This is a genomic window from Anaerovibrio sp. (genome assembly GCF_051866355.1).
Lineage (GTDB): Bacteria > Bacillota > Negativicutes > Selenomonadales > Selenomonadaceae > Anaerovibrio.
On the sequence record NZ_JBJDWZ010000098.1, the window covers coordinates 1 to 13,159 of the forward strand.

General features: G+C 53.8%; 11 protein-coding genes and 1 tRNA gene. All 12 read right to left on the reverse strand.

The annotated features are described in order from the left end of the window. Nucleotides 1-116: 116 nt before the first annotated feature. The 12 genes from ACI3UA_RS05335 to ACI3UA_RS05390 all read right to left on the reverse strand — a co-directional run bounded on the left by ACI3UA_RS05335 (nucleotide 117) and on the right by ACI3UA_RS05390 (nucleotide 12,855). Nucleotides 117-1,478, reverse strand: a complete 1,362-nt coding sequence (locus ACI3UA_RS05335) for a DUF6930 domain-containing protein (RefSeq protein ID WP_439723798.1) — start codon at nucleotides 1,476-1,478, stop codon at nucleotides 117-119. 196 nt (nucleotides 1,479-1,674) lie between these two features. Continuing rightward, a tRNA-Leu gene (locus ACI3UA_RS05340) sits at nucleotides 1,675-1,762 on the reverse strand. A gap of 101 nt (nucleotides 1,763-1,863) precedes the next feature. After that, on the reverse strand, nucleotides 1,864-3,099 hold the full coding sequence (locus ACI3UA_RS05345) for a phenylacetate--CoA ligase family protein (protein WP_439723799.1): 1,236 nt from the start codon (nucleotides 3,097-3,099) through the stop codon (nucleotides 1,864-1,866). A gap of 60 nt (nucleotides 3,100-3,159) precedes the next feature. After that, a complete protein-coding gene (locus ACI3UA_RS05350; RefSeq protein WP_439723800.1) occupies nucleotides 3,160-3,762 on the reverse strand; it encodes an indolepyruvate oxidoreductase subunit beta in 603 nt (200 codons plus the stop codon). Next, on the reverse strand, nucleotides 3,755-5,602 hold the full coding sequence (gene iorA / locus ACI3UA_RS05355; protein ID WP_439723801.1) for an indolepyruvate ferredoxin oxidoreductase subunit alpha: 1,848 nt from the start codon (nucleotides 5,600-5,602) through the stop codon (nucleotides 3,755-3,757). Before iorA ends, ACI3UA_RS05350 begins: the two co-directional genes overlap by 8 nt. Nucleotides 5,603-5,695: 93 nt before the next feature. Continuing rightward, nucleotides 5,696-6,817 (reverse strand): acyltransferase, encoded by a 1,122-nt coding sequence (locus ACI3UA_RS05360; protein ID WP_439723802.1) that lies wholly within the window; start codon nucleotides 6,815-6,817, stop codon nucleotides 5,696-5,698. Between the two features lie 183 nt (nucleotides 6,818-7,000). After that, nucleotides 7,001-7,711: an SIMPL domain-containing protein gene (locus tag ACI3UA_RS05365; protein WP_439723803.1), complete on the reverse strand. Its 711-nt coding sequence runs from the start codon at nucleotides 7,709-7,711 to the stop codon at nucleotides 7,001-7,003. Between the two features lie 93 nt (nucleotides 7,712-7,804). Further along, on the reverse strand, nucleotides 7,805-8,326 hold the full coding sequence (locus tag ACI3UA_RS05370; RefSeq protein WP_439723804.1) for a nitroreductase family protein: 522 nt from the start codon (nucleotides 8,324-8,326) through the stop codon (nucleotides 7,805-7,807). Between the two features lie 37 nt (nucleotides 8,327-8,363). After that, entirely contained in the window at nucleotides 8,364-8,849 is a 486-nt protein-coding gene (locus tag ACI3UA_RS05375; RefSeq protein WP_439723805.1) for a flavodoxin, read from the reverse strand. Between the two features lie 183 nt (nucleotides 8,850-9,032). Next, nucleotides 9,033-9,749 carry a hypothetical protein gene (locus ACI3UA_RS05380; RefSeq protein ID WP_439723806.1) on the reverse strand — a complete coding sequence of 239 codons (717 nt, stop codon included), beginning with the start codon at nucleotides 9,747-9,749 and terminating at the stop codon, nucleotides 9,033-9,035. Nucleotides 9,750-10,072: 323 nt separating this feature from the next. Then, nucleotides 10,073-11,995, reverse strand: a complete 1,923-nt coding sequence (locus tag ACI3UA_RS05385) for a methyl-accepting chemotaxis protein (protein WP_439723807.1) — start codon at nucleotides 11,993-11,995, stop codon at nucleotides 10,073-10,075. A 137-nt stretch (nucleotides 11,996-12,132) separates the two neighbouring features. Then, entirely contained in the window at nucleotides 12,133-12,855 is a 723-nt protein-coding gene (locus tag ACI3UA_RS05390) for a phosphatase (RefSeq protein WP_439723808.1), read from the reverse strand. Nucleotides 12,856-13,159: the final 304 nt, after the last annotated feature.

A 13,159-nucleotide genomic window follows, 5' to 3' on the forward strand; every position in this document is an offset into this window, starting at 1 on the left:
GCCTGAATACAGCCTGAAAGCAGACAGCAAAAATGACCTGCCACATCTGAGGAATCCTCATCATGTGGCAGGCCATTTTTTATATCCAATGCGCCTGCGCTATCGGCAGAAGCCGCCTACCGCAGAAAGACACTGCTGAATTTCAGGCGCCCGATCCGCCCCTCATCGCGGCGCCTGCGATACTCCAGCCGCACCTGCTCCACTACATCCTGCTCCAGCTGTATATGGCACATGCAGAAATCCACCGCGTCTGCAAATTCCTGATTGGACAGCTCCATCAGTCCGCCTGCCCTGACCATGCCGACAAAATCACTGCATGCCAGCCGCTGTATATCATCATCACTAAGGTGATCCTGCTGGGAAAAATCCTGCCCCAGCTCCGCATAATCCTCAACGGCCTCCATGCCTTCCCAGCCGTCCAGCAAATCATCGCGTATATCCTCCAGCTCCGGCAGGGAGGCCTCCACAACCAGCTTGATGTCCAGCCGCCTGCACAGCGTTTGAAAGAATTGCTCCGCCTTGGAGCTGCAGACCATAATCTGCCGCGGCCTGCCCTCCGACTGAATCAGCTTGCACAGATTGTCCAGCACCTGCCCGTAGTCAGCATCCTCGCCGCTCAAATCCACCATCAGCATTGCCCCTGTGGCATCATCCAGAACTACCAGTGCATCAGGATAGAAAGGAGCCCTCGCCGGCAGCTCGTCCTGACCGGAGGAAAAATCCTCCCCCACAACGCCGTGCAGCATCAAAAAGCAGTCTGCCATCCATACATTACTCGTCTTCCGAACCTTTTTCAGCCTGGCCGCCTGCAAATCATTCCAGTCAGGACTGTCATAAGCTGTTTCACGATACTTTGGCAGGGCCATTGTTCCCTGTACAAAACTGCCATCCTCCTGCTCCGAAAAGACGGGCACCATTATCTTGTCATCAAACCTGATAAGGCGGGATACACAGCCATTGCGCACAAAATCCTCCCCCAGCAGGCAGAAGACACCGGCCACGGCGGTGACGACCCTCACATCGGCTTCACTGCACAGGGGCCACGCTATATGCTTCGGCCGCACGGCCTTCAATATGGGATAAAAACGCTTTCCCCCGGCCTGCAGATTCCTCCTGCTGCAATAAGCGAGGATGCGGTTTTCCTCCGCCTTGCCCTGCAGGAGCTGTTTTTCCCCGTAATCTATAATGTAGCCGCTATAGGACAGCAGCAGCTCCAGCCTGAGATAATCATCACATTCACGCTGAATATCCTCATCCAGTATCTGCCGCAGGACGTTCACTCCCTGCCCGGCATCATAAACGTATATGCAGGAGCCGCGGTCCTTTTCGTCCGGAATAACCGTACAGAACCACGTACCATCGTGCAGTGTCCTGACAGCCACTATATTATGCTCTTTCAGTCCGCGCCAGCCCCCGGCCTTTTTCAGCGCAAAAATATTGTCATAGAGCTTGTCATATAAATCATCGTATGAAATCATATCATGCTGTTTCCTTTCAAAAGATACATGATATTATAACATAAACCGCAGGCTGTGAATACCTCCCGGCAAAAACAAAATCCCCTGCACAGCAGTACGATTCCCCCCTTGCTATAAAAAGGCCCTGAAAATACCCTAGCCGAAGAAGTGCGCAAAAAAAGACCCTGCAGAAACTCTGCAAGGCCTGTATTTTCAATGGTGCCGAAGGCCGGACTCGAACCGGCACGTAGGGTAACTACGCTTGATTTTGAGTCAAGTGCGTCTGCCAATTCCGCCACTTCGGCAACTGCTGCCACGCAAGACGTCTTGCGTCAAACAACGATAATATATTATCACATTTGAACAATCATGTCAACAATTTTTACCTGCCGGATGGCAAAATCGCTTAATTATAGCGCTCATCAATAACGCGCTTGGTCTTTTTCTCACTGCGAGGCAACAGGCCGATTTCTACCACCTTGACCAGCGGCGTGAAGCCGATTCTGCTCTTTACGCGGCTTGCCACCCGCTTTGCCATATCCAGAAAGTCCACAGAGCCGTTGGTTTCCACGTAGATGCGCATGGTATCCTTGCCGTCCAGATGGGAAATGCGAATCTGGTACTCGCTGGAAAGCTCAGGGAACTGCTGGAGGATTTCCTCAATCTGCTTAGGGAAGACATTAACGCCCTTAATCTTCATCATATCATCGGTGCGTCCGGCAATCACGTCAATGCGCGGATATTTGCTGCCGCACTTGCACTCGCCCGGAATAATCCTCGACATATCATGGGTGCGATAGCGGATAAGCGGCGCACCTTCCTTGACCAGGGTGGTGATGACAATCTCGCCCCACTCGCCGTCGGCCACCGGCTGCAGCGTAACAGGGTCAATGATTTCCAGATAAATGTAATCATCCCAGTAATGCATGCCGCTGTCGTACTGACAGCTGATGCCGATGCCCGGGCCATAAATCTCCGTCAGGCCGTAAATATCGTACAGCTCGATGCCCAGCTCATTGGCAATGCGTTCACGCATCTTCTGTCCCCAGCGCTCGGAGCCGATAACGCCCTTCTTCAGATGAATCTTGTCACGCAGGCCGCGCTTCTGGATTTCCTCTGCCAAAAGCAGGGCATAGGATGAAGTCGCGCAGATAACCGTACTCTGCATGTCCTGCATCATCTGCAGCTGCTTGTCGGTGTTGCCCGGCCCCATAGGCACTACCATGGCCCCCAGCCTCTCCGCACCTGCCTGAAAGCCGATGCCGGCAGTCCACAGGCCGTAGCCCGGCGTAATCTGCACCCTGTCCCTATTGGTCAGGCCTGCCATCTCATAACAGCGGGCAAACATCAGCGCCCAGTCGTCCACATCCTTCTGCGTATAAGGAATGATTACAGGCAGTCCCGTTGTGCCTGACGAGGAATGGATGCGCACGATATCTTCCTCCGGCGCTGTCCTCAGTCCCAGAGGATACGCCTCGCGCAAATCGTTTTTCTCGGAAAACGGCAGCTTGAGAAAATCCTCCGCTGTCGCAATTTTTTCTATACCAGCCTCTTCCAGCTTCTTGCCGTAAAAGCTCTCCGCCTTGACCAATGCCTGTATGCGGTCATTGACCTTGCTTATCTGTGCTTCTGAAATCTGCATACCTTGCTCTGCCTCCTGTCCTTCTCCCCTGTATTTACATCGGAGTGCCATCGCATCCTGTCACCTTGTCAGGCTCTCCGCGTACTCCAATGCCCTGAAATTCAGCTCGTGGAATTTTGGCGGCACCTTCTGCCTTACCGCCTGCCTGATGTCCTCGACTGTCAGCCCCAGCTGGCCGCTGGCGGCCGCCACGCCCAGAAGCAGCAGGTTCACGATTTTGCCGGAGCCAAGCTCACGGCAGGCCTTCTCCGTATCCACGACCACGACCTTGTCCGCCTTGGCCCGGAGGTACTCTATCATGACAGCGCCATCGTAGTCAGAGCCTGCCAGTGCCGCCGTTACCGGCATCACAGGACGGGAGCTGACCACCACCATGCCGCCCTTTTTCAGATAAGGCAGCATGCGCACCGTTTCCCCCGGCTCAAAGCCCAGGATAATATCCGCCGTGCCTGCCGCGTTCATGGGGCACTCCGCGCCATTACCCAGGCGGATATGGCTAAACACGGAGCCGCCCCGCTGTGCCATGCCGATAGTTTCAGCGCTCCGCACCTCTATGCCCTTCGCCATGGAGGCCGCCGAAATCAGCTTGGAAGCAAGGATTGTTCCCTGCCCGCCTACGCCGCACAGCACAATATTCCTGCTCTCATCGTTGCCTTTATTCATGGACGGCACCTCCTATCGCCTGCACCGGGCAGACCTGACTGCAAAGGCCACAGCCTGTACACAGTGTTTCATCGATTACCACCTGATTGTCGCGGATAATCAGGGCAGGACAGCCCAGTTCCCTGATACATTTGCGGCAGTTGATGCACTTGCCGCTGTCCACTGCCATGCACCCGGCCGGCTTATCGATGGCAATGCACGGATATTTAAAGATAATGGCCTTGACGCCCGGCAGGCCTGCCGCCTTCCTGACAGCAGCTATGGAAGCCTGCAAATCAAGAGGATTGACTGTCTCCACAAACTCCAGGCCGATGCCCTTCAAAATCCCCTCAATGCTGACCTTGTTCACCACATCCCCCATCATGGTACGCCCCGTGCCCGGATGAGGCTGATGGCCGGTCATGGCCGTAGTGGAATTGTCCAGCACAATCAGGGTCATTTCCGCCTGGTTGTACACCGCATTTATCACGCTGGGAATAGCCGCCGCAAAGAAGGTGGAATCACCCACAAAGGCAAAACAGCCGGTATCAGGCTCCATGTGGTTCACGCCCTGGGCAATCCCCAGCCCGGCCCCCATGCAGAGGCAGGTATCCACCATATCAAGAGGCATGGCGTTGCCCATGGTATAACAGCCGATATCGCCGCAGAAGATGGTCTTCTTCCCCTTCATGGCCTGCTTCACCGCGTAAAAGGAAGCGCGGTGCGGACAGCCTGCGCACAGCACCGGCGGCCTTACCGGCAGCTCCGGCATATCCGCCAGCTCCTCTGCCGTCAGGGCCCCATGCCGCGGCCTTGCCTTGCCCATGAAGGAAGCGAGGTTATCAAGCACGCTGTCCCTGGTATTTTCACCGGAATTCTTCACATCATGGGTCAGCTTGCCCAGTATTTTGACCGGCAGGCTGTATTTGCCGCAGATGTAGATAAGCTCCCGCTCAATGACAGGGTCCAGCTCCTCTACGCAGAGAACCTCGTCCAGCCCCTGCAAAAACTCCACTGCCAGCCCCTCCGGAAAAGGATGCGGCGTGGAAACCTTCAGCTCGCGGAGCTGTCCCAGCTCTGCCATGGCCTCATTGACATAGGTAAAGCTGAAACCGCCGGTGGCAACGCCCTTGCGGCCCAGCGCGCCATCACTGCTGACAGAAGCGTCGGCAGGAATGATGAAGTTCCGGCTGTACCCGGAAAATACCCTGCTGAGCTCCGCATTGCGCGCCTCGATATTGATATGGGCCTGATAGCTCAGACGCGGGAAAATCACCCACCGCTTCGTATCCTTGACAAAGCCCTCCGGCACCACCTGCCTGTACTCATCCCTGTCCTTTACCTCAACGGAGGCATAGCCGTGGGACACGCGGGTTGTACTGCGGAGAAACACCGGCGTACCGTACTTCTCTGAATACTCAAAAGCCTCCTGCACCATCTCATAGGCTTCCTGCACCGTGGACGGGTCGAAGCATGGCAGCTTGGCAAAGCGGGAAAAATGCCTAGTGTCCTGCTCCGTCTGGGAGGATATAGGGCCCGGATCATCTGCCACCAGCACCACCATACCACCCTTGACACCAATATATTCAAGGCACATGAGGGGGTCAGCCGCCACGTTCAGTCCCACCTGCTTCATGGTGACCATAACCCTGGCTCCGCCATAGGCGGCACCCGCCCCCACCTCCATGGCGGTCTTTTCGTTGATTGACCACTCCACATAGGTTTCAGGCAGGCGGTTCTTTGCCACTGTTTCCAGAACCTCGGTGGAAGGAGTCCCCGGATAGCCCGCCACCAGCCGTACCCCGGCGGCCAGCGCCCCCAGGGCAATGGCCTCGTTGCCCATCAAAAATTCCTTATGCATCAATACATCTCCTATAAATAAAACCTACACATGAAATACACACAATCTACCCTATATGATACTACATTACTTTAATAAATAAAAGTGAATTTATCACTTTTTCCCGTACACGCCAATGGTCCACTGATTGAGCCGCGGGAACCTTTCTCCCAGCCTGCGCATGGCGATGGCCGCCGCCAGTGTCAGCAGCACCACTGCCAGATAAAAGCCCAGGGCAAGAGGCGCCGTCATAATCCTGCCGCTTTTGGCAAGGCAAAGGCCCAGATAGGTAATCGCCACAGGATGAGCCAGATACACAAAATAAGAATGCCTGCCCAGCATGGACAGCACCGGCCGCAGAAAGTCCGGCAGACGCCAGATGGTAAAAATCGCAAAGAAAAACAGGCTGGCCGCCAGCGTATAGACAATACCGGCAGGGCAAAGCTGCTGTGCCGTGTTAATCCCCTCCAGCGGCGTATATCCCTTGGTAAAAATCAGCCAGTAATAATATCCCAGAAGGCCCCCCAGAGCCAGCCAGAAAAAGCCAATCAGGCCGCTCCGCCGCCTCTCCATAAAAGCCATAAAGCCGTCAATATGCACCGCCAGATAGCCGCCCAGCACAAAAATGAAAATATAGTGCATAACCCAGTAATTCAAGCGGTAATCAATCAGGGACTTCAAAAAGAAATTGTCCACCCCGGCGGAATTCAGGCTGAAGCAGGACCAGTAATCAAAGGCCACCTGAAAGACGAACAGCCCTGCCAGCAGCCAGCCGTTCAGCCTTTTTACCAGCCACACCCAGACAGGCATCATCAGGTAAAACCACAGCAATATCACCATGAAATACAGCTGATAGCCCGCCGTGCCGAAAAACATGCTGAAAGCCATATAAAAAGGGCTCAGCACGCTGAAATCACCCCACAGCACAGCATAATGGAGAAGGTAAAACAGCGACCACACCACATAGGGTATCAGCACCGTGTTGATGCGCCGCCGCAGAAAGCTCCTGTACTCAAAGGGCTGTGCCATATCAAGGTTATAAAACATGCCAAAAGCCGAAATAAAAAAGAAAATCGGCACGCTGAACCGGGTTGCCACCTCGAAAAGTGCCACCAGATGCATGTTGGCGGCAGGGTTGCCCAGATACTGGGAACCCACATGTATGCCCACCACCCCCAGCATGGATATGCCGCGGATATACTCTATCGCCGCCAGCCTCGGCTTCTTCACACCCAAAAAACTCATCCTCCTGAAAAATTCACACAAAATAAATCACTAGCAAATTCAAAGCAAATCACTGAACCATTATACCACAATAAAAGGGCAGACAACACCGTGCCTGCCCTTTTACTTGGGAAAATGGTTATTTTAATGAAACTGGGAAAGCTATAAAAATATTTGGCCGCTGTCTTTCACAGCTTACTGAATCTGGAAGTCGATATTCACATCGGCCTCCACCTCTACAGTACCGGCACTAACCGGCGTATCTGCGGCTACAGCGCCGTCCATCCTGGCCAGCCTTGCATTGGCCATCTCATAGCGGGCAAAATTGCCGCCGCCCTCCTTCACGTTCTGGATGCCGATAATATTCACCCCTAACGCACCGGCAATGGCGTCTGCCTTGCTCCTGGCATCCTGCACCGCCATCTGCAGGGCAGAATTGCGTACAGACTTGACATCCTTCAGCCCAAAGCTCAGGCCGTTTACATCGGTAGCGCCGCTGGACAATGCCGTATCAATCACCTTGCCGGTCTTGTCCACGTCGTTGACGGTCACAGTTACCGTATTGCTGGCACGATAGCCGGCCACCTTCCTGTAATCGCCCTTTTCGTATACAGGGCTCATGGTGTAATGGGTCTGGATATCCTTGCTGAAAATACCCAGCTTGCCCAGGGCCGCCGTCACATCACTGGCAATCCTTGCATTCTCCGCCTGCGCCAGCTGGGCAGTCTTGCCCGTAGTGACAATGCCTATGTTCACGGTAGCCATATCAGGGGCCACGTCGACGCTTCCCCTGCCGCTGACAGAGATTACTGCCGGGCCCGGCGGTGGCGCCGCCAGCGCCGCATTGCTCATGCCCAGGCACAAAAGAGCCGCCAGCACCAGCAGGAAAATATTTCTCCTTAACATATTCTTATACCTCCTCCGAATTAAGTGGCTTCATTATATCCATTCAAAATGAAAATCCGCTGATAAGGAGATTAAGATTACATTAAAATCAGCTTACCATTCATCAAAATGCACGCGATCCCCCTCGTACAGATCACGCTCCGTCAAATCAGGCTCTGCCGCATAGCCCAGCGCCAGGATGGAATGGGGAACTATCTGCTCCGGCAGCTTGAACAGCTCCTTTACCTCCTGCACCCTGTCCTCACTAGGCCAGCAGCCCAGCCATACACTGCCAATCCCCAGGTCATGTGCCGCCAGCACCATGTTCTGCGCCGCAATGGAAGCATCTATCACCCAGTAGTCCGGTGCCTCCGGCAACGCCCGCGCCAAATCACCGCACACCAGAATCCCCAGGGCGGCGCGCCTTACAGGGCTGGCATCCAGCCCGTTGGCCACCGCCAGCTTGCCCAGCTTTTCCTTGTTGCGCACCACAATGAACGACCACATGCGCTTGTTTTCACAGGTCGGGCCGCTCATGCCCGCAGTCAGGATAGTCTTGATATCCTCAAAGGTAATCCCCTCATCTGTAAACTCACGCACGCTCTTCCTTGTTGCCAGTGCCTTTAACGTATCCATAATCCATACCCTCTTCCACGTAAAACCTCAGCCCTGCTTATTTCAGCTCCAGCCGCTTATGCCAGTCAAAAATCTCCTGACGGCTCATGCCGTTCAGCTCATACAGCGGCAGCAGCTTCACCGGCTTATCCCTGAAATACTCCTTCAGCCTGTTGTTGGTTTCCCGCCTGCCGCTGCCGCCGGAGGTAGCAAAAGGCACCAGCGTCTTGCCGCTCAGGCTGAAGCTGTCCAGAAAAGTATAGACAATCTTCGGCGCATCAAACATCCAGATAGGAAAACCAAAAAAGACTATATCGTAGTCAGCCGCGTTGGCCAGCGGCACGGCCATCTTCGGACGGCAGAAATAATCCTTCTGCTCGATAGTCACCCTTGATGTCTTGCTGAGCCATTCCATGTCCCCCGGCTTGTAGGGTACTGCCGGCACAATCTCAAACAAATCGGCATGCTCCACACCGGCCACCATCTTGGCTGTCTTGGCAGTTTCCTGCCCCACTGAAAAGTATGCTACCAGAATCTTTCCCATTATCATCACTCCTAATAACATCTGCAATAGCTTAGTCCCAAAGTCACAATATATTTAGAGTATACCACATTCAAGGGAAAATTAAAATCCCGACCGCTCATAAATAATAAATATCAATATCGCAGTCGGGATTAAATAGTATTTTTTTCAGTCAGCGGTTATTGGCGTGCCTGCCGAGGCCTGTTATTTGATGCTGGCCAGCATTGCATCAGCAATAGCCTTGGATTCCTCATCATCAGCCTGGGCATTAATCTGGATATTCCACTGCTCTGCGTCCTTCATGAAGTACATCATGCGGGAATCCAGACGGGTGCCGTTCTTGCTGTCATACTGGAACTTCATCAGCTTGCCAGGGTTGCCGGATATCTCTACATCGGTAACCTCTACATCAGAAGCATTGTTGTACTTCTTGACGATGTTTTCCTTGACGGTGTTTACCTGCTGGTTCAAATCCACGGAGAAGGCTGTGCCGGTTGCCTTTTCAACCTTTGCCTTGTCGTAGATGATGGTAGCAGTCAGCAACTGCACCTTCTTGTTGTTGGTATCGGTGGCAACCTGCTTCTTGATGAACTGCCTGTTAGGACCTGCTGGTGGCGGGGTCTTTGCAGACTTCGGCTCAAACGGGCTCTTGATTACAATGCTGGTATCCACACCCTGCACTGTATACTCTGTCATGTCCGCTACAGCCTTTTCAGCCTTCTTCTCAGGAGTTGCGGCCTCCTCACCGCAGCCGCCCAGAATACTGCACATGATAACAAAAGCCATCAGCACAGCTGCCATAACACTTTTCTTCTTAAACATTTTCTCTTCCTTTCTTTCGTACAAATCTCCCACAACGGACGGTGCATTTTTGTCCGTTGCCTGCCTGTGCCCGGCAACAATATTTCTCCATCCGGCCATCCGAAACACTCCTTTGCCACGACACCCCCGCCCGCTACGCTACCACACGCATTGAAAATATCCTGCGGACGTTACCGGCGCCTTTAAGACATCAGACTGCACAGACGGCACTTCAGTCAAGCACAGTGATGAATTCTATCATAGTTTCTCATAAAATAAAATAGGAAAAAACGCCAATATTTATAAAAAAAATTTATGGAAAATTTTCTGTCTATTCAGGCATAAAAAAGGAACTGCAGGCCGGAGGCGGCTATGCGCCTGCAGCTCATGCAGTTCCCATGATGTCCTGTGTAAATTATCCCTGCAGGGCCTTCGCCCGGCCGTTACATGCGCAGCCTGAAGCCGCTGACAGCCTCCTGCAGAAGCTCTGCCTGAGCGCTCAGCTGCTGGCTGGCGGAGGCGCTTTCCTCCGCCGTGGCGGAATTGGCCTGCACCACGTTGGCCACCTGCTTAACCCCCTTGTCCAGCATCTCCATGGCCTTCTGCTGGCGCTCCGAGGAAAGAGCTATATCCTGCACCAGCTCCGCTACCCGGTCAATCTCCTGATTGATTTTTTGCAGGGCGTCCGCTGTTTCGCTGGCCAGCCTCGTTCCTGCCTCCACACGGGAGAGGGATTCCTCGATAATCTCCGTGGTTTCCCTGGCGGCCTGGGCCGAACGCCCTGCCAGGTTGCGCACCTCTTCCGCCACCACGGCAAAGCCCTTGCCATGCTGGCCTGCCCTGGCCGCCTCTACAGCCGCATTCAGGGAAAGTATATTGGTCTGGAACGCTATCTCGTCTATGGTCTTGATAATCTTGGATATATCCTTGGACGAGGTTTCAATGTTTTCCATGGCGGAAACCATCTGCGTCATCTTTTCATTACCACGCTGTGAATCCTCCCTTACCTCTGCCGTCACGCCTGCCGCACAGCCTGCGTTGCCGGCCATGGCGCCAATCTGGGCATTGATTTCGGCGATGGAGGCAGAGAGCTCCTCCACGGAGGATGCCTGCCGCGCCGCACCGTCTGCCAGCGTATTGCCGGAGTCGGCGATATTCTTTGAACCGCTGGCCACCTGCTGGGAGGCTACGGAAATTTTTCTCAGTATATCGTTCAGCCGGGCAGACATATCGTTAAAGGCACCGGCAACAGCGCCGATTTCATCCCCGCTATCAGCCTGCAATGTCACGGACAAATCACCGCCAGCTATGCGTCCGGCCCCCTCCTGCAGCTCGGACAGCGGCTTCAGCATGCGCCCGCTGAGAATACTGCCGCAGGCCGCACCTGCCAGCAGTGTCAGCAGCATGCCCAGGGCAATCATCATGACAAGGGAGCGTGAAGCGCTGTCAACCTCCGCCTTCGGCACCGTCACCACATACCGCATGCCATTGGCCAGCACCGAGTAGCCGGCAACATATGTCACCCCGTCCCGCTGATAGGTGATGACCCCCTGCGGCTCTTCCCCGGTAACGTATGTATTCAGCTCCTCGCTGACCGCCTTCAGATCCGCGTCCTTGTCACCGGCCCTGCCTGCCAGAATCTGGTTTTCGCTGTTTACCAGCATGGCATACCCTGTGTCATAGAGCCTGGCCCCGGCAATCTGCTTCTGAATGCCGGAAAAATCTATATCCATGCCAGCGATGCCAGCCGAAGTGCCATCCGGCAAAAACAGCGGCACCACATAGGATATCATGTACACGTTTATGTTGGCATTCATGTATGGATTCATCCAGGTAGGCTTGCCGCGGTTGACGGGAATGTAGTACCAGCCCACATGCTCCAGATCGTCCTTGCTATACATGCTGATATCCGTGCAGGGCACTACCTTGAATGGCTCATTTTGGCTGTTCCTGACCCCGAAAAGCCCGGAGGTCGGATGGCTGTAATCAGGATTGAAGCGCACATAGTAGGACATGGCCCCTTCCACGTTCCTGCCGCAGTTCAGCCCCACCTGCCGCAGATTCGCCGCACACAGCTCCACGTAGTCCTTATCCGTCTTGAAGCGGCTCACATCCCGAACCTCGTCCACGGCCGCCGCCGCCAGGGTATTTACACCCGTTTCTATGCAGGCCAGTGTCTTTTCCATTTCCCCTGCCCGAACCTCACTGGACAGCAGGATTTCCTTTCTGGCATTTTCCTCCGAGGCCCCCAGCGAATAGTAAATCGAGATGCCTCCCACCAGAAGCACGGCGAACAGGATACAGCCCATAACCACTATGGATATCCTTGCCCGCAGTGATTTTCCCCGCACAAACAGATTTCCCATTATATATCCCCCCAGAATAAAAATTTCCCCTTTAACAAGTTTAACCTCTACAGATTATATTTCGCTATGCAAAAAAATAATCCTGCTAACAGGGGAAAATTTTACAAAAATTTGAGAGAATACCTGCTGATACGAACCTACGCCTGCCAGCCGATAAATTTTTTCAGCCTGTCCGCATCCACGTTCAGAATCAGCTCCTCCGGAAAGTCCTGCTCCCTCAAAAACCGCCGTGCCTCGTCAAATCCGCCGACGGCGCTGGGGTCATGCGCGTCAGAATCCACGATAATCGGAGCGTTGTACTGCCTGCACAGTGCCAGCATCCTGCGGTAATTTTCCCGATAATTGAGACGCACACCCTCACGCTTCAAAAAGGAGCTGTTATTTACCTCCAATGCCACGCCGTTTTCCCTGGCAGCCGTAACCAGTCTTTCATAATTCAGCGGTGTATGGTCATCGTCAGGATGGGAAACAAACTTGATTTTCGGATGGCGCATGCAGGCGATGAGATTGTCTGTGTTTTCCTCCCTGCCAGCATTCTCATAGCAGGTAGCATGAATACCTGCAATGGCATAATCCAGCTTGTCCAGCCATTCATCCTCAAGGGACAGCCGTCCACCGGCCAGCACGTTTACCTCGCTACCAAACATCACCTCCACCCCGTAGAGGTTGCGGGGAACCACCGATAAGTTGCAGTAATAAAACGGGTCCACAGTGCCGGGAATGCCCGGCGCGTGCTCGCTGATACCCAGCAGCTTCAGTCCATTATCCGCAGCCGCCTGCGCCATCTCCCTGATGGTGCCGTAGGCGTGGCCACTGGCCAGGGTATGTGTGTGCATATCCAGAATAAAATTGCTATACATATTATCTGCCTCCCCATATATTTTCTAACGCAATTATATAGCAGTCCTGCCAAAACTGCCACCTCTAATTTTCTTTTACGTATGATTGCCGCGATACTGACTGCAGACAGGGATTTTTCCCAGCCTCCTGCCATTAGACATGCCTGCACAAAAAATGACCGGGGACTGCTCCCCGGCCATCACCATATTGCCATATTTACTTGGCTCCTGCCCGTCCACCGATTTCAAACCGGCATGGAGCAAATAGCCTTATCTTCTCGTGAGGATAGTGGAAAGATAATTCAGCTTTCTGCCCTTTTCCCCT